Genomic DNA, 26163 nt, shown 5'->3' on the forward strand with positions numbered 1-26163 from the left:
GTAACTCACAAATTGTATAGTTTATATGAGTAAATTTAGGCAAATGTATCGTCTGAGCAACGAATTTGCGGCTTTTCTTGGATTTTAGGCGGCACTACTGTCCAAATATGCCTTTCCTTGCCCACGCGTCGTGTAATCGGCGATCGCGCCGGCCACCTGGTCGGCCACGAGAACGGCGTGCTCGACCACCTCGGGCAATCCCATCAATTCGCCGAAGGTTCCGCGTGCAAGCGGTCCGGAGATAAACAGAGATGGTGTCACCGTACCGTCGGCCGCCAAGGCGCGTGATTGCGTATCGCAGGAAAATCCCAAGCGGGCGGGATCCAATGTGAGATATCCGGCTTTCGACAACTCATCGATCCAGGCTTGGGATTGCAGAATGCCTCGGTGTCCGGGACCCGTGGTGACGACGACCGCATCGAATTGCCTTCTCACGAAACGGTCGGAACGGCTCAATCGCAACCGGCAATCGATGACATCATCGGTAACGCCAACCTCCGCAACCGAAGCCGCCAGCACCTCAAGCCTGCCGCTTGCAAGCGCCCGTTCGCTGACAGCTTCCACCTGCGGCGCAACACGGAAACGATGGACATCCCAAAACGGCCGCAAATGCCGAACCAGCCGGCGTCGCTCCTCGATCGGAAGCGCCTCCCAGATTTGCCGCCCCTGCGTCCTTACCTGATCGATGACCGCATGCCAGCTGCGTCCATCACCTTCCGCCCTGCGGATAGCCGCTCGCACGCGTTTCAGCAGATCAACCGCGGTTTTCGAGGGCTGATCAGTAAAATCGCCGAATAGCTCCTGCTTGACCGCGGCATGGCCGCGCGAGCGCAGACCGCGTCGGGATATCGCGGTGACCGGCCCCTTATGTCCCCTAAGTTCGAGCGAGGCGATGACGTCGGCCGAGGTCAGGCCGTTGCCGACCACAAGGACGCGATCTCCGGCGCCGACGACCGAAAGCGCATCAGGACGCGTTGGGTCGGCAACAAAGCGTGGGTGATCGGCAAGCGCATCCCGCAACACCTGCGGCGGCAAAGGCGACGGATGGCTTGTCGCGATGACGAGAATATCGGCATCAACGCGCTCTCCGCCAGCACCGGTCACCGCCCAGCGGCCGCCCGTCCTCTGGATCCGCTCGACGCTTTGCCTGACGTGGCGCAGCCGCCCGTTCTCGGCGAAGGGACGGATCATGCTGTTGATATAGCTCCCGAAAACGGAGCGTCGCGGAAAAAGACTGCCATCGACGGCAATCGCCGCATCATCATCGGCAAGCGCATTATTTTCCAGCAACCAGCGCTGAAAATGTTCGATGTCATCGGGCAGCAGGCTCATCCTCGCCGCAGGCACGTTGATGCGATGGGCGACATCCTGCGTGTCGTAGGCGAGCCCTGCCCCCAAACGCTCCCGCGGCTCGAATATGAAAACCTGCCCAGCCCGCAGCAACTGTCGCTGCAGCAGATGAAAGGCAACCCCGGTTCCGGAAACGCCACCGCCAACGATAACGACAACAGGCAGGTCACGCGGCTGATGGTCAGAGCCAAGGGTCAATAGCCAACTCCCTCCAAATCGATCGCACCACGTGATTTCTGCAAGCGTTGGGCAATCGGACTTATCACTGTGCCGATGCTATACTCTATAAAATTTGTTGACAATACGATTGCAGCGCGCGCTCGCCCTCGCCGCAACCAGTAGCAGCTAATAGAGTGCTGATATGTCTTTAGAAACAACTGGTTATTGTGCCTCGCACAACATTGTTTTTGCACCGCAGGATGCAAAAAACTTGGCATGCGCCCGCGGGAGGAACATACTAGCGGTTGTTCTGGTTCGTGTTCTCTGTGGGAGGAGAAACATCATGGAACTGCTTCGACTGCTCTCCGCCTTCGATTATACGCTGATCGTGATTCTGGCCGCTATCTTTGTATTTAGCGTCATGGAAGGTGGATATAGGAAGCCTTGAACGCACATGGCCGAAAGCGATGGCCATTGCCATCGGCCGGACATGTCTGACGTTATTTGAACGCGGAGTGATCACCGGAAAGCTCCGTTGGCCGGCCCGGCCTATCCGAGCGCAGGCGCGGGCGTCGCTTGCAGCAACAGCATAATCTGGTGATGTGGATTGGTTGATGCGCGATCAGTGCCCGGCTGGATGTTCAGTCAAATCAGAGATTGCAGCTCGCGCAAAGTCTACGATAGGGTCCAAACTCACTACTTCTAGTTTAATAATGAGCCTTCTCAGTTATACTTGCAAAAACCAAATAAAAAATTGCAGCACAGGATTGTATAATCCGACGTATTTATTCATTGCCTTGATGAAAACAATTCACAAGCTTCGCGCAAACAATTCATGGGATATTTCCAGCATCAATAAAGCACGAAGCAAACAGGATATACTTATGGGATATGACTGGGACGGCATCAAGACGCGCCGAATGCGAAGACTGAAATATGGGCTTTCCCTATTTCTTTTCACGATGGCGATATCAGCGCCAACCGCGTTTCTCCTGCATCTACGCTGAAGCCATTGGCATATCGGTCGCTTCGTGGCCGTTTCAAAACTTCTCCAACTGCGAAAGACGTCGTTCAACCTGATGGGAACCAAAGCAAGCCTCCATTCGTTCCTGGAGGAACTTACCCGCAATCAAGGAGGAGGGCATCATGGCCGACATCTCGCTGGACAAGGACATCAATGCGCAGATCGATGAACTCCGCAGCCAGATCGATAGGCTCTCCACCGATTTGGCAAAGCGGATCGATAGCGCCTCGGACCGCGCCGACGAGGCCCTTTCTTCAGCAAAGGGAAAAGTGGCAAACATCGCGGATCATGCCCGCGCCGAGGGCCGGAACGTAGTGCAGGCCGCAAAGGAAAATCCGACAGCCACAAGCTCCGTCCTGATCGTGACGGCGCTCCTCGGCTTATTTACCGGCCTTCTACTGGGCAGGCTTTCCGACTAGAGCGACAACCCTACCGACAACGTCGATTGCTGTCCGATCGGGAGAAGAACCGCGGACGAACACCTGTCTTATGCTGAAGTACGGGAGGGACGTCGCACCACGGAGTTTAGCGCGGATGCGATGAAGCTCATGGAAAGCCGCTGGAGCGAGATCAAGCCCGCTGCATTCCGGAATAGCACGGAACTTGAATTGGAAACCGTTTCTAATCTGCTGGAATCCGCGCAGCCGAAAACCCTCGAGACGTTTCGAATTAACTAACGATTTCAAGGAGTTTTTGGTGGGTGATGTAGGGCTCGAACCTACGACCCGCTGATTAAGAGTCAGCTGCTCTACCAACTGAGCTAATCACCCGTACCGCTTGCTGGCGGCGTGACCGGGCATATAAATAGGATCGGTTTGATTGTCCAGCGGCTAGGCGAATTTTCTTTGTTTTTTTGTCAAAAAAATTTCAGGCGCGGCAGAAAACTCAATGAAATCAAAGCTCAAGAATTCCTGACGCAACACGCACCGCCTGGCCGCCGATGCGGGCATTGGCGATCATGCCGCCATTGATATCGAGGTGAAGATGAATCAGCGATGGCCGCCCCATCTCGATGCCCTGCTCTATGACGACAGGATGATGCCCATCCGGCAAAGCATCGAACTGATTGATCGCACCGGACAGCGCCGCCACTGCAGCACCCGTCGCCGGGTCCTCGACGATACCCATTCCGACGGGGAACATGCGCGCGTGGAATTTGGCAACGTGATTGACGCCGCCGCGGCAATAAATGAAAGCCGAAGCAAGCGCGCCGTCGACGAAGGGCACCGTCTTTTCCCAAAGCTGCAGATCGAACTCCAGCCTTTCAGCGGCGCCGACATCGTGCACCGGCACCAGAAGAAACGGCACTCCGGCACTCCATATGGAGGGTACATGGTTCTCGAAGCCAACCTCGGTGATCTTCAGGCTGAGTGCATTGGCGATATCGGCCCTGTCGAGCGGCAGCGGGATCTCCTGCGACTTCTTCGGTAGATCGAACTCGGCAAAACTCGCCTTGTTCTGGCGTAGCTTGATGGCGCAGCGCACCGGTCCGACGCGCTCGTCGAGAACGGAAACGAGATCGAGGTCACCGCCGTGATTGGCATGGACCTTCTCCGCCAAGGCGATCGCCGTGCCGACTGTCGGATGCCCTGCAAAAGGCAGTTCGCGACCGGGCGTGAATATGCGCAGGCTCGCCGTGTGGGCAGGATTTTGCGGCGGCAGCACAAAGACCGTCTCGGAAAGGTTCATCTCCCTGGCGATCGCCTGCATTGCCTCATCGCTAAGGTCCCCCGCATCGAAGATGATTGCGAGCGGATTGCCCGCCAACTTGTTGTCGGTGAACACATCATAGACACTATAGCTGCGCGCCAATCTGGCCTCCATCCATACTTCCAGACCTAATTATTCATAACGGCAAGCGACTCCAGCGCAAGCCCAAGCTATCTACCGCCACCGAAGAACCAGGCAAGGATCGGCAGCATCGCCACGCTGTAGTGATGCGCGGCGGGATCTGCCGAGCGAATAGCGACCACGCCATCGACCTCGTCCTCTTCGGAAACCAGTATATGCGCCTCGATGCGCCGAAGCATATCCTCGGCCGTCCACGGAAAGCGGAAAACCCGAAAGAGCGTGACGGAACGATTCATATGGGTTGCGTAGTATCCAGGGTCGGCGATCGCGTTGTTCAAATCCAGACCGGTTTCCTCCAGCACCTCGCGTCGCATATTGCCAGCGACGTCGGCGTGGTCGTTGACAATATCATTTTCGTCCATCGATCCAGCCGCGCAATAAATTTGGCCGGGATTGGCAGTGTGCGGCGCCATGCGGATCGCGATGATCGCACCATCGGACGATACCGCCACCGGAAATGCGAAAAGATGAAAGCCACCGTGCCGCTCGCTTTGCTTGCGCCACCAAAGGAAGGTCGAGAAAGGCGTCACATAGGCTTCACCCCTGACGAGGCCGTCGGCAAGCGAAAGACGACGCTGGAAGATCATGCGCCCATCAAAGAGGGCCGGATTGTCGGCGATTTCCCTTGCCCAGTTCTCCTGCGCCGCCGCAGACTCCTGAACGTGGAAAGGATGCTCGCCTGGCAGCACGGCAAGATCGATCCCGGAAACGGGAAATACGGTGCCTTCCGGCGGCCAGCCGGCCATGTCGTTCTGTTCTGAGATGCTCATATCAAATCCAATGTCATGACGACGGGGCAATGGTCTGAGGCTTTCGGCCTGTCCCAGCCGACGCGCGGATAGCGCTCCACCTCCTGCCCCGGTGGGAAAATAGTGCGGAAAGGCTGGCCCGAGCGGATGATATCGGGCATGCGCGTGGCATTGGCGCGTGCCAACGCCGGAGAGAGCCAGATGTAATCAAGCTGGCAAAGCCGCTGCTCCTGCGGCCCTCGGGCGTGGTAAAGCGTCCAGCGGTCAAGCTCCTCTCGCCGCCGCACAACGTTCTCCGCAAAACCATCATGGCTGAAAACATCGAGGGCGCTGCCCTTCTCCTCGCCGCGTGGTTCGAACCGATAGCCGCTGCGGCGTGTGCCGATGACGTCGATCCATTCCTGATAGTCGTTCATGTCGCCGCAGATGGCGAAATTCTTCGTCGCCGTGTGGCCAGCCCCGAAGCGATCTTCGATGATGCGGCGAACCGCCATGGTCTCGGCTCGGCGGATCGGCATGGTCGCATGACGTCCATCCACGCCCTCGCGCGCAGGTCCCATCGATTTCAGATGGATGACATAGAGCGAAAACGGAACCCCACCAATATGGAGGTGCAGCTCCAGGCAATCGCGCTTGAAGATCTTGTCCTCCGAATGAAGGCCGAGCTCCGCAAGCTCGTCGTTAAAAAGACCGAAATTGCCGTAGGTCACCATGGCGTGACTCTTGATGTCGTTAAGCACGATCGGCTGGCCGTCGCGCGTTTCCTCGCGCATTATCACGGCGACATCGATGCCGCGGCTGTCATTGCCTTCGATCAGGAATTTCTGCCGATAGCCATTGCCGACCATGCGGTAGAGATAGCCATATTCGAAAGCCTGCAGCGCCGCCATGTTGTCGACCTCCTGCAGGCAGATGATGTCAGCATCGGCATCCGCAATCGCAAGCGCCGTCATCTGCCTGGTGTCGTCGGTCGCCGCAATCACGCGTGCCGCTTCCAGCTGCTGATAGATCTCTTCATTACGGACATCGAAGAGCTGCAATACGCGATCCTGGCGCAGCTGATTGCGAAAACCAGTGTAATCGAAACGGGTCAGAAGATTTTCGACATTGAAAGTCGCAAGGCGCAGGGACATGAAGCATTCCAGTTTAAGAAGAATATGAGCCGGCTTATTATACTCGCATCATCCGGCCTTGGCGGTAACAGTCGATTTGAACTTGCCCATCAGATATGGGCCGGAAAGAACGGGAGCATATTTCGGCTCCTCGCCTTCCTTCAGGCACGACGGCAGGCAGGCGATTTCGGCAAACCAGTTCGGCTGGTGGAAGAAGGCTAGAGACTGGCGGCGCTGCATGCCGCCCTCTTCCGGCGGCGGATTGACGACACGATGCACCGTGGACACCCAGCGATCGTTGGTCCAGAGCGCCATCAGGTCGCCGATGTTGATGACGAAAGCACCCTCCACCGGCGGCACCGGCGTCCAGTTGCCATCGGGGGCGATGATCTCCAGCCCTTTCGAGCCGGGTTGCGGCAGGAGGATCGTCAGGCTGCCGTAATCGGTATGCGCGCCGGCGCGAAGCTGGCCCGGCTGCGGTGGCACATGCTGTTCGGGATAATTCAGTGCCCTCAGCGCGCTGATCGGCGCGTCGACATAGGAATCGAAGAAATGTTCATCGAGGCCGAGCGCCGTTGCGAAGACACGCATGATACGCGCCGCGAGATCTTCCATCGCCCGATAATAGGCCTTCCATGCCTCCGCGAATCCTTCAGGCCCCTCCGGCCAGATGGTCGCGGCGTAGCAGAAGCCGAGTGCTTCAGGATCTGTCATGCCTGAGGGTGCAGAAAGCGGGCCGCCATTGAAGCTTTCCTTCAGATCCGGCGGCGTGTCCACGTTGCGCGATTTTGCAAGTGCCTCAGTGCCCGGCCCGAGATAGCCGTAGGGGTAGCCGGGATAGAGCGTTTTCGCCTTCTGCTTCACCTCAGACGGCAGATCGAAAAAAGTCTGCGTCTTCTTCCACACCTCGGCGATCATGGCATCCGCGACACCGTGGTTGGCAATCGCCAGAAAGCCGGTCGAGCGGCATATCCGATCCACCTCCGCACCGAGCCGCTTCTTCTCGTCATGATCGGCTGCTTCGAAAGCGCCGAGATCGAAAATCGGAAAGCTATGATCGGACATGCGCGACTCCCCTTCGTGACGTCGAGCAAATCAAGCATAGGAGGCGACATGGAACAACCATCTTGTCCCCTACCGATCAAAGCCGCCAGGCGGAGCGGATCGCGACCCGATAATCATCGCCCACGGCAACAGCCTCGCGGCTATAGGCGCGCAGCACCTGTCCATCCGGCATCGACAGCCTTAGCGCATAGCGCTCACCCTCATAAAGGATGGAATCGACAAGGCATGAAATGCCCTCGCCATCGGCAACCACGTCCTCCGGCCGCGCGAGAATATCCGCTCTGGCCGAGCCGCCTGCCCGATTCTCCCACAAGCCTCGGAAGAAGGGCCAATCGATACGGCGTGGACCGCCATCGGGAAAAGCCATCGACAGGATGGCACCCTGCCCGACAAGGCTGCCGACCATTCTGCCTTCGGGGCGCGTATAGATCTCCGCCGGCGGCGCCACCTGCAGGAGCCGCCCTTCGGACATGACGGCAACGTCGGTCGCGAGCGCCATCGCTTCGCTCTGGTCATGGGTGACATAAATCATGGTGGCACCGGAGCGCTGGTGGAATTCGCGAAAGGTCTCCTCCATCTCCTTCTTCAGATGACGGTCGAGGTTGGCGAGCGGCTCATCCAGCAGCACGACATCGGGCGATGTCACCAGGCAGCGGGCAAGCGCTACGCGCTGCCGTTGGCCGCCTGAGAGATCGGCGGGCCGGCGTTCCGCATAATCGCCGAGGCGCACGGTCGCCAGTGCCTCGCGCACCTTCTCGCGATAACGCTCGCCAGAGATGCCACGCACCTTGAGCGGATAGCCGACATTGTCAGCGACGTTCATGTGCGGCCAGAGCGCGTAGGATTGAAACACCATCGCCATATTGCGCCGCTCCGGCGGCAGCATGCTCGCCGCATCCGCCAGCAGCCGTTCGCCGAGATGGATGGAACCGTCCGTCGGCTGTTCGAAACCGGCGATCATTCGAAGCACAGTCGTCTTGCCGCAGCCGGAAGGGCCAAGCAGCGCCAGGAAGCCGCCTTCCCGAACATCGAGCGACAAGGCATTGACGGCAGCGCGTCCGCCCGTGCCGAAATCCTTGCTGACATGATTGAGGATCAGCTTCGCCAAGGCACCACTCCCTTCGGCAGGCGCTTGGCCATGATTTCCAGAAGCGCCATCATGATGACGACCATGGCGATGACGATGACCGACATGGCCGAGGCTAGATCGGCGCTCCCGCCATCGTCGAGATTGTAGATGACGACGCCCAGCGTCTGCGTGCCGGCCGACCAGAGCAGCGCCGAAACGGTCAGCTCGTTGCAGGCGATGAGGAAGACGAGGATCACGGATGCGCCCGCCGCCGGCGCGATCAGCGGCACGATGATGTCGGCAAGACGGCGGAAAAAGCCGGCCCCGGAAAGTCGGGCCGCCTCTTCCAGTGCCGGATCGAGCTGCAGGAAGGCGCTCATGACCGGCTTCAGGCTGACCGCGAAATAGGCGGAGAAATAGGCAAGCAGAATGATCCAGATCGTCCCGTAAAGCGTGACGTTGAGGATCGGCAAGGGTGCCGCAAACACCAGGATGAAACAGACAGCGATGATGATGCCCGGAAGCGCATAGGGAATCTCGATCATGCCGCCGACGATGCGGCTCAGCATGTCTTTGCGCCGCGTCAGCGCATAGGCCGCGAGCACTGTCACCAACAGGAGACCGAGTGACGTCACGCCGGCGAGGAATAGCGAATTGGAAAAGGCCGTGCGTGTTATGCTCTGCCGAAACAGGATTTCAGTGAAGGCGTTCAGCGATGCCGTCTTGACGGTGAGAGGCACGCCATAGGCCGGCACAAGCGCACCTGCGACCAGCGCCAGAAAGGGAGCAACGAGCATGACGAAGAGGATGGCATAGAGCACCGGCAGCGCCAGATAGCGCCAACGGCCGAGCGAAAAGGCAGCCGTCGCGCCGGAAATACCGATGACGCGATAGTCACGCCCCTTCAAGGCCCTGCCCTGCACGGCAAGCCCGGCAATCGCAATGATGGCGATCATCGTCGAGAGGACGGCGATATCGCCGAAGGTGCGCGGCCCGAAATTGGAGAACTTCGTGAAGATCAAGGTCGAGAGCGTATAGATCGAGGCGGGAATGCCAAGGATCGCCGGAATGCCGAAATTGCCGATGGAGGAAACGAAGGCGATGGCGGCTCCAGCAATGACACCGGGCAGAGACAAGGGCAGAATGATATCGCGGAAGACACGCATGCCGGACGCGCCCGAAAGCCTTGCGGCCTCGACGCCATCGCGCGGCAGCGCCATCAGGCCGGCGCGCAGAGCGAGATAGACGAGCGGCGCATGCTGAACGCCGTAGAGCAGCGCAATGCCGCCAACAGAATAGAGCGGCTGCGGCGAACCGAGCGGCGGCGCGATGTGCAACGCTTTCAGCAAGGGGCTCGATGGACCGGACATCTGCACCCAGGCAAGCGCCGTTACCTGCGGCGGAATCATCATCGGCAATACGAAGAGGAAGCCGAGCAGCCCCCTGCTCGGCAGATCGGTCAATGTCAGCAGGAATGCGAAGAGGCAACCAAGGACCACCGAAACGATAGTGCCGAGCACGGCCGTTTCGATCGTGTACCAGGCCGAGCGCCAGAGCGAGGGATCGGTGATGAGTTCATAGGTGCCGCCCCTAAGCAGCGCCTCGATGCCGGCAAACGCCAGCCGTGCCAGCGGCAGGACACTGAGCAAAAGCACAACGGTAACAACAAAAGGAAACAGCCAGGTCGGCTGGCTGTTTCCTCGACGCACATATGAGTACATTCCAAATCCGGGTTGGATTATTTCGACTTGAAGTAGGTGGAGAAGGTCTTGAGGTCCTGATCCGTGTTCTTGAGAGCATCGGCGGCATTCAACGGCAAAACCTTGATGCTGTCACGTGCCGGGAAGCCTTCCGGCAGCGGCGTGCCGTTGCGAGCCGGGATGTAGCCAAGCTTCAGGAAGCCTTCCTGGCCCTTTTCGGAAAGGACGTAATCGACGAACTTCCTGGCGGCATCGGCGTGCTGCGTGCCGGCGAGAATGCCGACCGGCTCGGTGACAGCCGAAACGCCTTCCTTCGGGAAGACGAATTCCAGCGGAGCGCCCTTGGCCTTTTCACGGATCGGCATGTAATCGACAATCATGCCATAGGCCTTCTCGCCGGAAGCAACCGACTTCAGCACGGCGCCATTGCCGCCGGAAGCGATCGCGCCGTTGTCGGCGAGGTGCTTGTAGTAGTCCCAGCCGAGGCTGCCGACGCCGGCGAGCGTCTGTGCGTGGATGAGAGCAGCACCCGAAGCAAGCGGGCTCGGCATGGCGACGAGGCCCTTGGCTTCCGGCTTCACCAGGTCCTGCCAGCTTGCCGGCTTCATGGCGGCAGCAGTGTTGTAGACGATGCCGGTCGTGATCAGCTTTGTGGAATAGTAATAGCCGCCGGCGTCATAGAGCGACGCATCGTAATTCGCGGCTTCCGGCGACTTGTAGGCGAGCAGCTTGCCGGCTTCCTTCAAGCGCTCGAGCGTTACCGTATCGGCGATCAACAGGACATCGGCAACCGGAGCGCCGGCCTGCATTTCGGCCTGAAGCTTGGCGATAATCTGCGGCGTACCGTCACGAACCCAATCGACCTTGATGCCGGGATTGGCGGCCATGAAACCATCGACGGTTGCCTGCGCATCGGCGTTCGGCTGGCTGGTGTAGAGGACGAGATCGGCAGCATTGGCGCTGCTGGAGAAAAGAGCAATGGCCAACAGGCCGGCAAAGGCGGAAACAAAGGTCTTCATGAAAACGTCCTCGGCTAGATTGTAGGAGGTTGTCTAGACGCAGGGCTTAACATGATTGTGACAGTTGAATTTGAATAGACTGCCGTTCATATGATGATTGAATCTTGACCCCAGCCATCGGGCACTATTTTCTGAGGCACGTATTTCAGACGGGATCGAGGAGGATAGATCTATGGAATATCGCCTGCTTGGCCGCTCCGGCCTCAAAGTTTCCACCATCACTATGGGCACCATGACCTTCGGCGGAGTCGGCTGGGCAAAAACCGTTGGTGATCTCGGCGTCAAGGAGGCCAAGAAGCTCGTCGACATGTGCATCGATGCCGGCGTCAACCTGCTCGATACCGCCGATGTCTACTCGCAAGGCGCCTCGGAGGAGATTCTCGGCGAGATCATCGGCGGCCCGCGCAAGAACGGCGTGCTCATCGCCACCAAGGCACGCTTCCCGATGGGGCCGGGCGTCAACGATGTCGGCTCATCCCGCCAGCATCTTATCCAGGCCTGCGAGGCAAGCCTGAAGCGCATGAAGACCGACGTCATCGATCTCTACCAGCTGCATGAATGGGACGGGCAGACGCCGCTGGAAGAAACGATGGAAGCGCTCGACACGCTGGTTCGCCAGGGCAAGGTCCGCTATATCGGCTGCTCGAATTTTTCCGGCTGGCACATCATGAAGGCACTCGGCGTCAGCGAGCGCGACAAGCGCGAACGCTTCGTCAGCCAGCAGATCCATTACACGCTCGAAGCGCGCGACGCGGAGAACGAACTGGTGCCGATCAGCATCGACCAGGGCCTCGGCATTCTCGTCTGGAGCCCGATTGCCGGTGGTCTGCTCTCAGGCAAGCATCGCCGCAATCAGGCGACGCCCGAGGGTACACGCCAGTTCGCCGGCTGGACCAACCGCCGATCCGCGATGAAAACCGCCTGTGGAATATCGTCGATACGCTGGTGGAAATCGCCGATGGTCGCGGCGTTTCGGCCGCTCAGGTGGCGCTTGCCTGGCTCATCGGCCGCAAGGGTGTGACCTCAGTCATTATCGGCGGCCGCACGAAGGCCCAGTTCAAGGACAATCTCGCCAGCGCCGAGCTAAAGCTGACGGACGAGGAACGCAAGCGGCTGGACGACGTCAGCCTGCAGCCGCTGATGTATCCCTACTGGCACCAGCGCAATACGGCCAGCGACAGGCTGAGCGAGGCCGATCTGGCGCTGATCGGCCCGCATCTGGCAAAGTGATAAACCCCTTCTCCCCTCGGGGAGAAGGTGCCGACAGGCGGATGAGGGGGATACCGAGAGCACAAAGACGAATGGGACACAGCAATTGGCCCCCTCATCCGACCCTTCGGGCCACCTTCTCCCCCAGGGGAGAAGGTAAAAACTAGGCCGCCATCGCCCCGATCTCATCAGCAATCAACTTGCCGAGCCGCGAGATGCCCTCTTCGATCATCTCGTCATTGGCGCAGGAGAAGCTGACGCGGAAGGTGTTCGCACCGCTGCCGTCGGCAAAGAATGCCTGACCCGGCACGAAGGCGACCTTCGCCGTTTCCAGCGACCGTGCCAGCAACTTAGCGCCATCCATTCCCTTCGGCAGGGTGATCCAGACAAACATGCCGCCCTGCGGCTTCGTCCAGCTCGTACCGTCAGGCATGTATTTCGCAAGCGCCGCCAGCATGCAGTCGCGGCGGTGGCTATAGGTCTTGCGGACCTTCGCGACCTGCGCATCGAAACCGCGCTCGGCGACCTGATGGATCGCGATCTGGTTGATGGTCGAGGAATGCAGGTCGGCCGCCTGCTTCATCAGCACCAGCTTGCGGATGACGGGCGCATTGGCGACGACGAAGCCGACGCGAAGGCCGGGCGCCAGCGTCTTGGAGAAGCTGCCGCAATAGATCGTGCGCGTGTCGTTGATGCTGCCCTTGCGCGCGATTTCCAGAGCCAGGATCGGCGCAACCGGCTCACCGTCATAGCGCAGCGACTGATAGGCAGCGTCTTCGATGACAGCGATATCCAGCTCTTCGGCAAGGTCGAGCAGTTTCTTGCGGCCGGCCAGATCGACAGTCTCGCCCGTCGGGTTGGCGAAGTCGGCCGAGAGATAGGCGAACTTCACCCTGCCCCCCGCCTGCGAAGCCGCGGCGCGGTAGGAATCCGGCGTGCGGTTGCCGTTCGGCGTCAACTGATCGTAGGTCGGCTCATAAGCGTTGAAGGCCTGCAGCGCGCCGAGATAGGTGGGCGCCGTCACCAGCGCCGTGTCCTTCCGCGACAGGAAAAGCTTGCCGAGATAATCGAGCCCCTGCTGCGAACCGGAAACGATGAAGACATTTTCGAGCTCACAGGGAATGCCGAGCGCGCCCATCTGGCCAACGAGCCATTCGCGCAGCGGCTTGTAGCCTTCGCTGACCGAATATTGCAGCGCTGCATTGACAGTCGGACCGGAAAAGATGTCGGCATAGGCCTGCTTGAATTCCGCATCCGGAAACAATGCGGGATCGGGAATGCCGCCGGCGAAAGAGATGATATCCGGCCGCTCCAGCAGCTTCAGCAGCTCACGAATTTCGGAGGCGCGCATACGGCTCGAGCGCGTCGCAAAGATATTTTCCCAATTCAACATGGGGCTTCCTCGTAATTTTTGGTCTTTCCAACACAAAATCACGCAACAAAAGATAAGTCAACAATACTGACCTATTTTGTTTGTCATGGTGACAGATATTGTCTGCCTTTCCTGCTAGCATCGACGATGGCCTTACAAAGAAATGAACGCCAGCCAGCATGAGCACCGACCCGACAGCGTCCTTCTATACCGACAACGCCGCCATCTACGCAGCGCGTGAACGCCGGCTACCGCGCCAGAGGCTGGATGCCTTTCTGGCCGCCCTGCCCGCCCGCGCAACCATCCTCGAACTGGGTTGCGGCAGCGGCCAGGATGCCGCCTACATGCTATCGCGCGGCTTTGACGTTACGCCGACGGACGGTTCGGCCGAGCTTGCGAAGGAAGCGGAAAAGCGTCTTGGCAGGCCCGTTCGAGTGATGCGTTTCGAAGTCTTGGACGCTACCGAAATCTTCGACGGCATATGGGCGGAGGCCAGCCTGCTGCATGTTCCGCGATCCGCTCTGCCAGATATCTTCGATCGCATTTTGCGCGCCCTGAAAACGGGCGGCATCTTCCACGCCAGCTTCAAGGCGGGTGAAGCAGAGGGACACGACAAGTTCGGACGCTATTACAACTATCCTTCCGCCGTATGGCTTGAGGCTATGCTGAGCGCCAGAGGATGGAAGAGCATCACCATGACCGAAGCCGATGGTGGCGGCTTTGATGGCGAACCGACGAGATGGCTCTACGTCAAAGCTCAAAAATAGAAAGGCCGGAGCTTTCGCCCCGGCCCTCCAATCCTGCTCTCGCCGAAAGCTTAGTTGACCGACTTGTCGACCAGCTTGTTCTTGCCGATCCAGGGCATCATGCCGCGCAGCTTGGCGCCGACTTCTTCGATCTGGTGGCTGTCGTTGTTGCGGCGGATACCCTTGAAGCGGGCAGCACCCGAACGGTATTCCTGCATCCACTCGGAGGTGAACTTGCCGGTCTGGATGTCCTTGAGGACGCGCTTCATCTCAGCCTTGGTTTCTTCGGTGATGATGCGCGGACCGGTGACGTATTCGCCCCATTCTGCCGTGTTCGAGATCGAGTAGTTCATGTTGGCGATGCCGCCTTCATAGATCAGGTCGACGATCAGCTTCACTTCGTGCAGGCACTCGAAATAGGCCATTTCCGGAGCGTAGCCGGCCTCGACAAGCGTTTCGAAGCCGGCGCGGATGAGCTCGACCAGACCGCCGCAGAGAACGACCTGTTCGCCGAAGAGGTCGGTTTCGCACTCTTCGCGGAAGTTGGTTTCGATGATGCCCGACCGGCCGCCGCCGACGCCGCAAGCATAGGAGAGAGCGAGTTCAAGCGCGTTGCCGGAAGCGTTCTGGTGAACGGCAACGAGGCAGGGAACGCCGCCGCCCTTCTGGTATTCGCCGCGAACCGTGTGGCCCGGACCCTTCGGAGCAATCATGACGACGTCGACCGAAGCCTTCGGCTCGATGAGGCCGAAGTGAACGTTGAGGCCGTGGGCGAACGCGATCGCAGCACCGTCACGGATATTCGGAGCGATGTCGGCCTTGTAGATGTCGGCCTGCAGTTCGTCTGGGGTCGCCATCATCATCAGGTCGGCCCAGGCAGCAGCTTCGGCGACGGTCATGACCTTGAAGCCGTCGGCTTCGGCCTTCTTGACCGTGGGGGAACCGGCCTTCAGCGCGATCACAAGGTTCTGTGCGCCGCTGTCCTTCAGGTTCAGCGCGTGAGCGCGGCCCTGCGAACCGTAGCCGATGACGGCGACTTTCTTCGACTTGATGAGGTTGAGATCGGCATCACGATCGTAATAGACGCGCATTGTTTGTCCTTCCCTTTGCTTGTCTGGGTGCAGATTTTAAATTGTCAGACGGTCGCTGCTGCTTCCGCCAATACCTTTTCCGTGCCGTAAAGCTTGAGGAAGGCGCTGACCGCCTTCTCAGCCTGACGGCTCGTATCCTTCAGACCGGGCTCGCCGAGCAGCATGCGCACATGCAGGTCGGAGACGATGAGCCCATAAAGCGTGTGATATGCCTCGTCGGCATCGGTAAAGCGCAGCAGCCCCGCCCGCTTGCCGGCATCAATGAGACCGATGGCGCGGCGGTCGATCTGCCGGCGGCCGCGCTCCAGCAGGAGCTTGCCGAGCTTGGAGCCGTCACGGTTCGACTGACCGATTGCCAGACGGTTCAACGCAAGTGAAACGTCGCCGGCCAAAACCTCCAGAAGATCACGCGCGAAAATCACGAGATGATCGTGCAGACTTATCGTATTCAGCCGCTCGCCATTGCGCTCGAAGGTGCGAACCTTGCTGGCCTGATAGGTGATCATCGCCGACAGCAGGCCATCGCGGTCGCCGAACCATTTGTAAAGACTTTCCTTGGAGCAATTGGCGGCGCGTGCAACACCCGAGGTCGTCAGCGCCTTCTCGCCGCCGTCGACGAGCAGACGCAACGCCTGTTCCAGAACGGCGTTCTGGCGCGGCGAAAACTCGCTCGACTGTCCTGCTTCGCTCAGCACGATGGTTACTCCCAAATGCGTACCGTACGGTACGGTTCGTGGCGCTTTATGCAGGACACCGACGCAGCCGTCAAGCGGAATTCGTTGCTGCATTGCGGTAAAAACGAGAGTGCTTGTCACGCTGCTAAACGCTGGCAGCTGCCGCGAGCCGGTCATTTGATGAAGAGAGCTCGACGCAAATGATCGGTCGGAAACACTACCTACTCAGCGGCAACCACGCTATTGCGCATCGCCTCGACATCCTTCAGCGGCGGCAGGCCATAAAGGCGGCTGTATTCCCGGCTGAATTGCGAGGGACTTTGATATCCGACGCGATGGCCGGCCGATCCCACATCAAGCTGCTCGACGATCATCAGCCGGCGCGCCTCATGAAGCCGAAGCTGCTTCTGATATTGCATCGGCGATAGTGCCGTAACAGTCTTGAAATGGTGATGCAGCGACGAAACGCTCATGCCGACGCGCTCGGCGAGTTCTTCGATACGCAGCGGCTGCGTATAGTTGCCGCGGAGCCAGGCGACGGCCCGCGCCACCCGGTTACTCTGGCTCTCCGCCATCGCGATCTGCAGCAGCCGAGGGCCATTCGGACCGATAAGCAGGCGATAGAGGATTTCCTGCTCGATCAAAGGCGCCATGGCTGGAATATCTTCGGGCCGATCAAGCAATCGGAGCAGCCGTAGCGAGGCATCGAGCAGTTCCGGCGAGGCGGCATTGACCGCAATTCCGCGCACAGGCTCGGTCACCGCCTGACGCGGAATGCTGACGCGCGACAGGAGCTCCTTCAACCGTTCGCTGTCGAGCGCCATACCGAAACAAAGATAAGGCGTATCGCTGCCGACATTGGTGACCTGCGTCGATACTGGAAGGTCGAGCGCGGTCAAAATATACTCGCCGACACCGTAATTGTAGGTCTCGGCGCCGATTGTCAGGTTCTTGCGCCCCTGAACCACGATTGCAAAACAGGGCCGATAGGCCCCATGCTGCCATACGGTCGCAGCCGACTGCCGATAGAGATTGAGATTGTCTATCGGTGTGCGGTGTTCGCCGTCTTCCGTGGCGAAACGTGCAACGATCGACGCGAGTTCCTGATTGGGATTGAAAGGCAGTGTCATGCGCAACCAACTGTTTTCGAGCAGATATCGATGCCTATCTAGGTAGCACCGTTCGATCGCGAAAGACCCGCTGCTTATTTAGATTCGCAGGATCGTACATAAAGCTTGCAGGATCGCTCTAACGCTGTGGCCCGGACCTGATGCATGGTGGGGCATCGAAATTCTACTCCCAACCCATCCGAAAAGATAAGGAAATCTCCCATGCCTATCGCAAAGGGTTATGCAGCAACCGACGCGTCCAAGCCGCTCACACCATTCACTTTCGACCGTCGCGACCCGAACGCGGACGACGTCGTCATCTCCGTCAAATATTGCGGCGTCTGCCATTCCGACATTCACCAGGCCCGCAACGAATGGGGCGGCTCGAAGTATCCGATGGTGCCCGGCCATGAAGTCGCCGGCATCGTGACCGCCGTAGGTTCCGAGGTCACGAAGTTCAAGGTCGGCGACCGCGTCGGCGTCGGCTGCTTCGTCGATTCCTGCACGACCTGCGCCACACGTGACCTGGATTACGAACATTACATGCCCGGTCTCGTCCAGACCTACAACGACGTCGAAGCCGACGGCAAGACGCCGACCTTCGGCGGTTATTCCGACTCGATCGTCGTCAAGGAAGGCTATGTCCTCTCCTTTCCCGACAATATCCCGCTCGATTCGGGCGCACCGCTGCTCTGCGCCGGCATTACGCTCTTTTCGCCGCTGCGCCACTGGAAAGCCGGGCCGGGCAAGAAGGTCGCGATCGTCGGCATGGGCGGCCTCGGCCACATGGGCGTGAAGCTGGCCCATGCCATGGGCGCCGATGTCACGGTTCTGAGCCAGACGCTGTCGAAGAAGGAAGACGGGTTCAAGCTGGGCGCGAAGGACTACTACGCCACCAGCGATGCCGAGACCTTCACCAAGCTCGCCGGCACCTTCGATCTGATCATCAACACGGTCGGCACGGCGATCGACTGGAACGCCTATCTCAACCTGCTGAAGTATGATGGCAGCATGGTGCTGGTCGGCGTTCCCGAACATGCGGTTCCGGTGCATGCCTTCTCGCTGATCCCCGGCCGCCGCAGCCTCTCCGGCTCCATGATCGGCTCGATCAAGGAAACCCAGGAAATGCTCGACTTCTGCGGCGAGCACAACATCGTAGCCGAGATCGAAAAGATCAACATCCAGGAAATCAACGAAGCCTATGAGCGCGTTCTGAAGAGCGACGTGCGCTACCGCTTCGTCATCGACATCGCTTCGCTGGCATAAGCGCTGTTGCGCAGCAACTCATACGAAAAAGGGCAGCCGCTACGGCTGCCCTTTTTCATTCCTCGCGCATGGTTTCCTTCTGCGTGATCAGCCGGGCGCTGTGCTGCCGGCTGATATAGATCCAAAGCCAGCTCCAGGCGACGGCGATGCGCCAACGCACGCCGATCAGGAAATAGATGTGGGCAAGCCCCCAGACCCACCACGCGAGCCATCCCTTCAGCTTGATCCAGTCGAAATCGATGATCGCAGCACTTTTGCCGATCGTCGCAAGGCTGCCCTGATGGCGATAGTGGAACGGTCCCGGCGCCGGTTGGCCCGCAAGCTTTGCCTTGATGACCTTGGCGACATAAGCGCCCTGCTGCTTGGCAGCCGGAGCGATCCCCGGCACGGGGCTGCCATCGTCACGCATGACGGCTGCGGTATCGCCGATGATGAAGATATCCTCCTTGCCCGGCGCCCTCAGATCCTTGTCGACAATGGCGCGGCCGGCACGATCGGCTGGAATGCCAAGCCATTTCGCCGCCGGCGACGCCTCGACGCCAGCCGCCCAGACGATGGTGCGGCACGGCACGAAGGTGTCGCCGATCGTCACGCCTTCTGCCGAGCATGAGGTGACGGGTTTGCCGAAACGGACCTCGACGCCCAGCAGCTCGAGTTCCTTGTGCGCATAGTCGGAGAGTTCCTGCGCAAAAGCCGGCAGCACCCGCGGACCGGCCTCCACGAGCAGGATCTTCGCCTTGCGGGTATCGATATTGCGGAATTCCTTCGGCAATGTCGTCCTCGCCAGTTCCGAGATGATCCCGGCGAGTTCAACCCCGGTAGGACCGGCGCCGACAATCACGAAGGTCAACAGTGCCTCGCGGACGGCAGGGTCGGTTTCCATTTCCGCCTGCTCAAAGGCCAGCAAGAGGCGCCGGCGGATGGTGGTTGCATCCTCCAACGTCTTCAATCCAGGCGCCACCGGCTCCCACTCGTCATGGCCGAAATAGGCATGGGTAGCGCCGGTTGCCAGCACCAGCGTGTCGTAATGGATCTTCTGACCGTTCTTCAGAAGCACCTCATGCGCCGCGCTATCGACGCCGACAACCTCGCAGAGCAAGGTCGTCACGTCAGGTCGATCGCGGAAGAAATTGCGGATCGGCCAGGCGATCTCGGAGGTCGCAAGCAGAGTGGTTGCGACCTGATAGAGGAGTGGCTGAAAGAGGTGATGATTGCGCCGATCGATCATCGTGATGCGGACGGGAGCACCCTTCAGATCATTGGCGAGCTGTACCCCGCCAAAGCCGCCTCCGACCACGACGACATGATGATCCTGCATGGCAACACCTCGCGATTAACTCTGCTCAAAAACGTAGGGTTGAGAAGGATATGCAGCAACCATCTTTTATGCATGGCACCTCTGCACGGCTACGATATGGTCAAGGCGCCTATTGTGCATACCCGACAGGAACGGAGGCGCCGCTTTTAAGTTCCTCCATCGAGATCGACGCCGAGACGTCGAAGAGCTCGATCTTGCGCACGAGCTGCTTATAGATGACATCGTAATGCTCGACGCGCGGCAAGACGATCTTGAGGATATAATCATAATTCCCGGTAAGCCGATGCGCCTCGACGATCTCGGGGATATCACCGATGACTTTGCGGAAGGATTCTATCCACTCGTCGGCGTGATGCGCCGTCTTGATCATCGCATAGACCGTGGTTGGCACTCCCATCTTCTCGCGATCGAGCACGACGATACGCCGGGCGATATGCCCGCTTTCCTCAAGCCGCTGTATGCGGCGCGAGCAGGCCGACACCGACAGGGCAACGCGATCGGCAAGTTCGGTGACGGAGATGCCGGCATCCGCCTGCAGAAATTCGAGAATCTTTCGGTCACGTTCATCAAGCATGTACGGCAACTCCTCATATATACGCCAATATTTTGCACATAAATCGAAAAATGCGCAAACATTTGCAGAGAGATCCTGATAAGCTTCAAAAAACGCAAACATGCGGCGGGTGAATCGCCGCACTATTCCTCCATTCAAAATCCACGAGCGGAGAACAGCATTATGCGCACTATTGGCCTGATCGGCGGCATGAGTTTCGAGAGTTCGGCAGTCTACTATCGCCTGATCAACGAAATGGTCCGCGAGCGCCTCGGCGGCCTCTCCTCTGCGGAGCTGGTCATGTACTCCGTCAACTTCGAGGAAATCGTCGCGCTACAGAAGGCCGGGCGCTGGAACGATGCCGCCGAGCGCCTCGGCGATGCGGCGGAAGGCCTGCAAAAGGCCGGGGCCGAATGCGTGCTCATCTGCACTAACACCATGCACCTGATCGCACCTCAGGTTGCCGCACGCGTTTCAGCTCCGCTCATCCATATCATCGATGAGACCGCCGCGGCCTTGAAGGCCGCCGGCAGGGTCAAGCCGCTGCTGCTCGCCACACGCTACACGATGGAACACGGCTTCTATGCCGAGCGTATGGCTGAAAACGGCGTCTCCATCATGGTGCCCGGTCCCGAGGATCGCACCGTCACGCATGATATCATCTTCAACGAACTCTGCGCTGGCATCATCAAGGACGAGTCGCGCCGGAAGCTGAACGGCATCATCGAGCGCGCCAAGGCGGAAGGTGCCGACAGCGTCATTCTCGGCTGCACCGAGATCTGCCTCATCCTCGATCCGAAGGCACTGATCCTGCCAGGCTTCGACACGACGACGATCCATGCCGAGGCGGCCGTCGACTTCGCGCTTGCGAATGAAAAGAGCAGCAAAAGCTGCGCTGCCTGACCTCGATCAATTTACTTGACTGAGTCCAATAAATAACCAACATCGTCTCCATACCTGAGGAGACGATGTCATGCCCGCCGCTGCCGATTTCACGACCATCGATGCCGTCCGTAACTTCAATCGCTTCTATACGAATTTCCTCGGCGTCCTGAACAAGGCCTATCTCGACAGCCCCTATACGCTCACGGATGTGCGCGTGCTGTTCGAAGTCGGCTTCCGCGGTGGCGTCGCAGCTTCCGCGCTGACACGCGAGCTGCATCTCGACCCCGCCTATCTCAGCCGTATCGTCAAGCGCTTTCGCGAGGACGGGCTGGTCGAAACGACACCGGATGCGAACGATGCGCGCAGCCAGGTCATAAAAGTCACCGACAAGGGACAGGCGCAGTTCGAGGAGTTCGTCCGCCGCTCACGCGCGCAGATCGCCGGCTATTTCGAAAAACTCGCGCCTGGCGAACCCGAGCGTGTCGTTGCAGCGATGCAGACGATACAGGAAACACTCGGCCCCGATCGAACCGCAGCGCCTCCCGCGCTCATTCGTAATCACCGACCCGGTGATATCGGCTGGATCGTACAAAGCCAGGCGCGCTTCTACACCGAAGAATTCGGCTGGGACGATCGCTTCGAAGGCTTGGTAGCCGAAGTCGCCGGCAAATTCCTGTCTAATTTCAACCCGCAAAAAGATCGGTGCTGGATTGCCGAGCGAGGCGGCCTCAATGTCGGGTCCGCCATGATCACCGATGGCGGCGACGACATCGCAAAGCTTCGGCTGCTCTATGTCGACAAGACAGCGCGCGGCCTCGGCCTCGGTAAGATGCTGGTCGATGAATGCATCCGTTTCTCGCGCGATGCCGGCTATAGAACACTCTCGCTCTGGACCAATGACATTCTCGATACTGCACGCGCCATCTACATCAAGGCGGGCTTCAAGCTCGCCGCAGAGGAGAAGCACCGCATGTTCGGCCCGGAACTGAACGGTCAGACATGGGAACTCGATCTCTGAACGCAGGCGGCTGACTGCGTGAATGGACACCCTCTGGTTTTGCCCATATCCTCAATGCTTCCCTGATTTGCAATGAGATACCAACGATGGCCGAAAGTGGCGAAATCCGGATAGAACCCATATCAGCCGAGCATATCGAAGGTTTTCACAGGGCGCTCGACACGGTCGCGCGTGAGCGGGAATATCTGTCGCTGCTCGAAGCCTTTCCGCTGGAAGAAACACGCATTTTCGTGCTTGGCATGATCAAAAAAGGCAATCCGCAGTTCGTCGCCCTAGACGATGGGAAAGTTGTCGGCTGGTGTGATATCAGCCGTCATGGCTTTCCTTCCCATGCCCACGCCGGCAAGCTCGGCATAGGCATCATCCCCACCTATCGCGGCCGGGGATTGGGACGTCGATTGTTAGAGGCGACGCTGCGAGCCGCGCGGGATGCAGGAATAGAACGCGTCGAACTCAGCGTGCATGCCGACAACAGCAGGGCCGTCGCGCTCTACGAAAAAGTCGGCTTCATCCGCGAGGGCCTCGCCCGCAATTCCGTACGCATCGACGGCCGCTATAAGGACGCGATCCACATGGCGTTTTTCCACGAGTAGCGGGACCGGTCGCAATCAGTATTCTTCCGATTCTTGCTGCGATGCAAAAATTCGCTTGATTTGGAAACGATCATTTCCTAAAAGAGTGACATGACGACAGACACGCTCGACATCGCACCGAAGCTTCGTGGACGTCCGCGTGAATTCGACATGGATTCCGCGCTGGACGAGGCGCTGCGCGTTTTTTCCGAGCGCGGCTATTATGCCGCCTCGATCAGCGAATTGACCGAGGCCATGGGTCTGACCGCAGGAAGCGTCTACAAGGCTTTCGGCGACAAGCGCGGGATCTTCCTCGCCGCGTTCAGCCGGTATCGTCAGGTCCGCCAGCAACTCATCGACGAGACGCTTGCGGAAGCTCCGAATGCTCATGAAAAACTTCGTGCCTTGGTGACGTTCTTCGCGGAGGCCTCATGCGGGGAGATCGGCCGCCGCGGCTGCCTTGTCGTCGGAAGCGCAACCGAACTTGCACTTTTCGACGAAGAAGTCGCCGGTCGCGTCGGCGTCGCCTTCGATTTCGACGAAAGGCGTATCCTCAATTTGATCCGTCTCGGACAGGAGGATGGCTCCATATCGAAGCATGTCGATCCGGAAAGCACCGCCTGCACGCTGCTGGCCCTGACGAAGGGCATGCGCGTGATCGGCAAGACCGGCCGCAAGACCGAACAGATGCTCGCCGTCGCCGAGACATCCATGAAACTGCTGAACTGATTTTCACTGAAATTTCGGGGAACGTAACCCCGCTCCTATTGAGGACGAGACATGCCCGCAACTGCCGCTGCCAGACGGGAGAGCACGCCGCTCCCGGAAAAAACCATTTCGCCGCTGCTGACATTCATGTTCGCCGCCGCCTGCGGGCTGGTGGCCGCCAATCTCTACTATGGCCAGCCGCTTGCCGGCCCCATCAGCCAGTCACTCGGCTTCAGCCCGGCGGCGACCGGCCTCATCGTCACGCTGACCCAGATCGGCTACGGCCTCGGCCTTTTGCTGATCGTACCGCTGGGCGATCTTCTCGAGAACCGGAAACTGGTCCTGACGCTGGTGGCGCTCGCCGCCGTCGCGCTTGTCGGCGCGGCCTTCGCATGGTCGCCGTCGCTGTTCCTGCTCGCCTCGCTCTGCATAGGCCTTGCATCCGTCGCTGTGCAGGTCCTTGTTCCCTTTGCCGCTCATATGGCGCCTGACGCCAGCCGCGGCGCTGTCGTCGGCAATGTCATGAGCGGCCTGCTCGTCGGCATCATGCTGGCCCGTCCGGCTGCGAGCTTCCTGTCCGAGCTTTTGTCGTGGCACGCGGTCTATATCATCTCGGCGGGTGTCATGATCGGGCTGATCGTTATCCTGCGCCTTGTTCTGCCGACCCGCGTGCCCCATACGAAACTGCATTATGGGCAGTTGCTGTCCTCCATGGGCCACCTCGCGCTCCGCACGCCGGTCCTGCAGCGGCGGGCGCTCTATCAGGCCTGCATGTTCGGCGCCTTCAGCCTCTTCTGGACGACGACGCCGCTGCTGCTGGCAAGCCCTGCCTTCGGCCTGACACAGAATGGCATCGCCCTCTTCGCACTTGCCGGAGCCGCCGGCGCCGTCGCCTCGCCGATTGCCGGACGCGTTGCCGACCGTGGCTGGACGAAGCTTGCCACAGCCTTCGCCCTAGTGCTCGCCATCATCGCCTTCCTGATCGGCCATTTTTCCGGCAGCGGTTCATTGCTGGCGTTAATCACGCTGACGCTGTCAGGCATCATGCTCGACTTCGGCGTCCAGACGAATCTCGTGCTCGGTCAGCGCGCCATCTTTGCGCTCAGCGCCGAACATCGCAGTCGCCTCAACGGCCTCTATATGGCGACCTTCTTCGCCGGCGGCGCCCTTGGCTCGGCGCTCGGCGGCTGGGCCTATGCCACCGGCGGCTGGAGCATGGCCTCCTGGATCGGCGTCGCCTTCCCGGTCATTGCGCTGCTTGCCTTTCTAACCGAGCGCGAGAAATGATCAGGACGGCTGCGGCACCGCCTGCCGCAGCCAGTCACATTCCCGCAAGCCTGCGCCGTGAAACGGATCGACCAGGGTGCCGGAGACAATGCCGGCCAGGATCTGCGGTGCCGGCGGTACTTTGGCGATGGTTGCGACCAGTCGGTCGCGGATCCAGGCCAGTGCCGCAGAGTCCGATTGATAGAAGGGCGTGAAGGCCGCTGAGAGCAGCTGAAACAACCGCACATGCATCCGCCGTGCCTTGGCATAGGCAGCAAGAGCGGCATCGATCGTTTCATGTCCTGCTAAAGCATGTGCGAGCGCGGCCACATCGAGCAACGCCATGTTGGCGCCCTGCCCGAGCTGCGGACTGGTGGAATGGGCCGCATCGCCGACGAAAACAGTCCGCCCGCTATAGGGCGTCATCACCGTGCGATGGGCATAACGCGCCAGCGTCAACTGGTCCCAGTCTGTAATCTGCTCCAGCAAAGGCTCGCATTCAGGCCAGTAGCCGCGGATTGTCTGCTTCCAGCGCTCAAGCCCACGCCTGCGTACCTCATCCGCATCCGCCACCTTCAGGCTCCAGAACAGAGCCGCCCGCTGCGGCAAATCCGGCCTTCTGCTGCCGATCGGCAATACACCGATCATCACGCTTGCCTTGTCATAGCGCTGCGTCAGCGCCGCCTGATCCACGAGCCCATCCGGACAATCGAGCGTCGCCCAAAAGGCGCCGTAGACGAGGTTGCGTGCACGCGGCGCAACGGGCGATGCCGTCACCAGTTCCGAGCGCGCGCCGCTGGCGTCGATGACGAGATCATAAGGTCCGAGGCGCTCGCCACCTTCGACAGAGAGATAGCTTTCACCGCCCTCCTCCGCCACACCGATAGCACGCTGGCCGGTATGGATCGGATGTTGCCGCGCGGAGACTTCGTCGTAAAGCGTATCGAACAGGGCCGCACGATGAACGCCAAGCCCATAGCGCCCGCCCGGCAAGGCATTGTAGCGCACATCGAGAACGATGCGCCCCCGTGTGGTTTCCGTGCCGAACAATCGATCGATGCGGTTGCCGGCGGCGTGGATGGCGGGACCAAGCCCGAGCGATTCCAGCACGGTCAATCCAGTCGGCTGCAGCATCAGCGCTGAGCCGACGGGAGCCGGGCTATCGAACCGTTCGATGATATCAGTCGTATGGCCGGCGCGAGTGAGAAAGAGAGAGGCGGCAAGACCGGCAGGCCCGGCGCCGACGATGGCGATCTTCAAGGGCTTCACTGTGACAGC

23 protein-coding genes, 1 tRNA gene and 1 pseudogene are annotated in these 26163 nt (G+C 59.7%); 9 read left to right on the forward strand and 16 right to left on the reverse strand.

What is annotated here, in order from left to right:
* Nucleotides 1-84: 84 nt before the first annotated feature.
* The gene (locus tag ACK83U_RS08570; protein ID WP_112605434.1) at nucleotides 85-1548 is read right to left on the reverse strand and encodes an FAD/NAD(P)-binding protein; all 1464 of its coding nucleotides are present in this window, start codon (nucleotides 1546-1548) and stop codon (nucleotides 85-87) included.
* A gap of 1107 nt (nucleotides 1549-2655) precedes the next feature.
* On the opposite strand from ACK83U_RS08570, the gene ACK83U_RS08575 reads away from it, so the two are divergent.
* Entirely contained in the window at nucleotides 2656-2952 is a 297-nt protein-coding gene (locus tag ACK83U_RS08575; protein ID WP_112334593.1) for a hypothetical protein, read from the forward strand.
* Between the two features lie 275 nt (nucleotides 2953-3227).
* On the opposite strand, the gene ACK83U_RS08580 is transcribed toward ACK83U_RS08575, so the two are convergent.
* The 8 genes from ACK83U_RS08580 to ACK83U_RS08615 form a co-directional block, all read right to left on the reverse strand.
* Nucleotides 3228-3303 (reverse strand) — tRNA-Lys (locus ACK83U_RS08580).
* A 124-nt stretch (nucleotides 3304-3427) separates the two neighbouring features.
* Nucleotides 3428-4345 (reverse strand): PhzF family phenazine biosynthesis protein, encoded by a 918-nt coding sequence (locus tag ACK83U_RS08585; RefSeq protein ID WP_412474841.1) that lies wholly within the window; start codon nucleotides 4343-4345, stop codon nucleotides 3428-3430.
* A gap of 68 nt (nucleotides 4346-4413) precedes the next feature.
* Nucleotides 4414-5154 carry an NUDIX hydrolase gene (locus tag ACK83U_RS08590; RefSeq protein ID WP_112605428.1) on the reverse strand — a complete coding sequence of 247 codons (741 nt, stop codon included), beginning with the start codon at nucleotides 5152-5154 and terminating at the stop codon, nucleotides 4414-4416.
* Nucleotides 5151-6266 (reverse strand): endonuclease/exonuclease/phosphatase family protein, encoded by a 1116-nt coding sequence (locus ACK83U_RS08595; RefSeq protein WP_112605426.1) that lies wholly within the window; start codon nucleotides 6264-6266, stop codon nucleotides 5151-5153. Before ACK83U_RS08595 ends, ACK83U_RS08590 begins: the two co-directional genes overlap by 4 nt.
* A 48-nt stretch (nucleotides 6267-6314) precedes the next feature.
* Nucleotides 6315-7310, reverse strand: coding sequence for an isopenicillin N synthase family dioxygenase (locus ACK83U_RS08600; protein ID WP_112605423.1), 996 nt, complete (start codon nucleotides 7308-7310; stop codon nucleotides 6315-6317).
* A gap of 76 nt (nucleotides 7311-7386) precedes the next feature.
* Nucleotides 7387-8418, reverse strand: a complete 1032-nt coding sequence (locus ACK83U_RS08605; protein WP_112605420.1) for an ABC transporter ATP-binding protein — start codon at nucleotides 8416-8418, stop codon at nucleotides 7387-7389.
* On the reverse strand, nucleotides 8406-10100 hold the full coding sequence (locus ACK83U_RS08610) for an ABC transporter permease (RefSeq protein ID WP_112605418.1): 1695 nt from the start codon (nucleotides 10098-10100) through the stop codon (nucleotides 8406-8408). Before ACK83U_RS08610 ends, ACK83U_RS08605 begins: the two co-directional genes overlap by 13 nt.
* Nucleotides 10101-10117: 17 nt before the next feature.
* Nucleotides 10118-11098 (reverse strand): ABC transporter substrate-binding protein, encoded by a 981-nt coding sequence (locus ACK83U_RS08615; protein WP_112605415.1) that lies wholly within the window; start codon nucleotides 11096-11098, stop codon nucleotides 10118-10120.
* Nucleotides 11099-11270: 172 nt separating this feature from the next.
* Between ACK83U_RS08615 and ACK83U_RS08620 the strand changes: the two are divergent.
* Nucleotides 11271-12328 (forward strand): annotated as a pseudogene (locus tag ACK83U_RS08620) (aldo/keto reductase).
* A 142-nt stretch (nucleotides 12329-12470) separates the two neighbouring features.
* Here the strand turns inward: ACK83U_RS08620 and ACK83U_RS08625 are convergent.
* Entirely contained in the window at nucleotides 12471-13700 is a 1230-nt protein-coding gene (locus ACK83U_RS08625; RefSeq protein ID WP_112605409.1) for a PLP-dependent aminotransferase family protein, read from the reverse strand.
* A 158-nt stretch (nucleotides 13701-13858) separates the two neighbouring features.
* On the opposite strand from ACK83U_RS08625, the gene ACK83U_RS08630 reads away from it, so the two are divergent.
* The gene (locus ACK83U_RS08630; RefSeq protein WP_112605406.1) at nucleotides 13859-14446 is read left to right on the forward strand and encodes a class I SAM-dependent methyltransferase; all 588 of its coding nucleotides are present in this window, start codon (nucleotides 13859-13861) and stop codon (nucleotides 14444-14446) included.
* 50 nt (nucleotides 14447-14496) lie between these two features.
* On the opposite strand, the gene ilvC is transcribed toward ACK83U_RS08630, so the two are convergent.
* From ilvC to ACK83U_RS08645, 3 genes are all read right to left on the reverse strand, one after another.
* Entirely contained in the window at nucleotides 14497-15516 is a 1020-nt protein-coding gene (ilvC, locus tag ACK83U_RS08635; RefSeq protein WP_015340257.1) for a ketol-acid reductoisomerase, read from the reverse strand.
* Nucleotides 15517-15560: 44 nt separating this feature from the next.
* Nucleotides 15561-16211, reverse strand: a complete 651-nt coding sequence (locus ACK83U_RS08640; RefSeq protein ID WP_112334581.1) for a TetR/AcrR family transcriptional regulator C-terminal domain-containing protein — start codon at nucleotides 16209-16211, stop codon at nucleotides 15561-15563.
* Nucleotides 16212-16411: 200 nt separating this feature from the next.
* On the reverse strand, nucleotides 16412-17320 hold the full coding sequence (locus ACK83U_RS08645; protein ID WP_112605403.1) for an AraC family transcriptional regulator: 909 nt from the start codon (nucleotides 17318-17320) through the stop codon (nucleotides 16412-16414).
* A 201-nt stretch (nucleotides 17321-17521) separates the two neighbouring features.
* Here ACK83U_RS08645 and ACK83U_RS08650 point away from each other — a divergent pair, with 201 nt between their 5' ends.
* On the forward strand, nucleotides 17522-18565 hold the full coding sequence (locus ACK83U_RS08650; RefSeq protein WP_112400800.1) for an NAD(P)-dependent alcohol dehydrogenase: 1044 nt from the start codon (nucleotides 17522-17524) through the stop codon (nucleotides 18563-18565).
* Between the two features lie 55 nt (nucleotides 18566-18620).
* Here the strand turns inward: ACK83U_RS08650 and ACK83U_RS08655 are convergent, their stop codons facing one another.
* Together ACK83U_RS08655 and ACK83U_RS08660 are read right to left on the reverse strand one after the other, a co-directional pair.
* On the reverse strand, nucleotides 18621-19883 hold the full coding sequence (locus ACK83U_RS08655) for an NAD(P)/FAD-dependent oxidoreductase (RefSeq protein ID WP_112605399.1): 1263 nt from the start codon (nucleotides 19881-19883) through the stop codon (nucleotides 18621-18623).
* Between the two features lie 109 nt (nucleotides 19884-19992).
* Nucleotides 19993-20457, reverse strand: a complete 465-nt coding sequence (locus ACK83U_RS08660) for an Lrp/AsnC family transcriptional regulator (protein ID WP_015340263.1) — start codon at nucleotides 20455-20457, stop codon at nucleotides 19993-19995.
* Nucleotides 20458-20619: 162 nt separating this feature from the next.
* On the opposite strand from ACK83U_RS08660, the gene ACK83U_RS08665 reads away from it, so the two are divergent.
* From ACK83U_RS08665 to ACK83U_RS08685, 5 genes are all read left to right on the forward strand, one after another.
* Entirely contained in the window at nucleotides 20620-21339 is a 720-nt protein-coding gene (locus ACK83U_RS08665; RefSeq protein WP_112605396.1) for an aspartate/glutamate racemase family protein, read from the forward strand.
* Between the two features lie 70 nt (nucleotides 21340-21409).
* Nucleotides 21410-22339, forward strand: coding sequence for a bifunctional helix-turn-helix transcriptional regulator/GNAT family N-acetyltransferase (locus ACK83U_RS08670; protein ID WP_112605393.1), 930 nt, complete (start codon nucleotides 21410-21412; stop codon nucleotides 22337-22339).
* An 86-nt stretch (nucleotides 22340-22425) separates the two neighbouring features.
* Entirely contained in the window at nucleotides 22426-22932 is a 507-nt protein-coding gene (locus tag ACK83U_RS08675) for a GNAT family N-acetyltransferase (protein ID WP_112605391.1), read from the forward strand.
* Between the two features lie 90 nt (nucleotides 22933-23022).
* A complete protein-coding gene (locus ACK83U_RS08680) occupies nucleotides 23023-23640 on the forward strand; it encodes a TetR/AcrR family transcriptional regulator (protein WP_112605389.1) in 618 nt (205 codons plus the stop codon).
* Between the two features lie 51 nt (nucleotides 23641-23691).
* Nucleotides 23692-24906 (forward strand): MFS transporter, encoded by a 1215-nt coding sequence (locus ACK83U_RS08685; RefSeq protein WP_112605387.1) that lies wholly within the window; start codon nucleotides 23692-23694, stop codon nucleotides 24904-24906.
* Here the strand turns inward: ACK83U_RS08685 and ACK83U_RS08690 are convergent, their stop codons facing one another.
* On the reverse strand, nucleotides 24907-26154 hold the full coding sequence (locus ACK83U_RS08690) for an FAD-dependent oxidoreductase (protein ID WP_112605385.1): 1248 nt from the start codon (nucleotides 26152-26154) through the stop codon (nucleotides 24907-24909).
* Nucleotides 26155-26163 lie beyond the last annotated feature (9 nt).

Source organism: Rhizobium sp. WW22, from assembly GCF_047041135.1.
Lineage (GTDB): Bacteria > Pseudomonadota > Alphaproteobacteria > Rhizobiales > Rhizobiaceae > Rhizobium.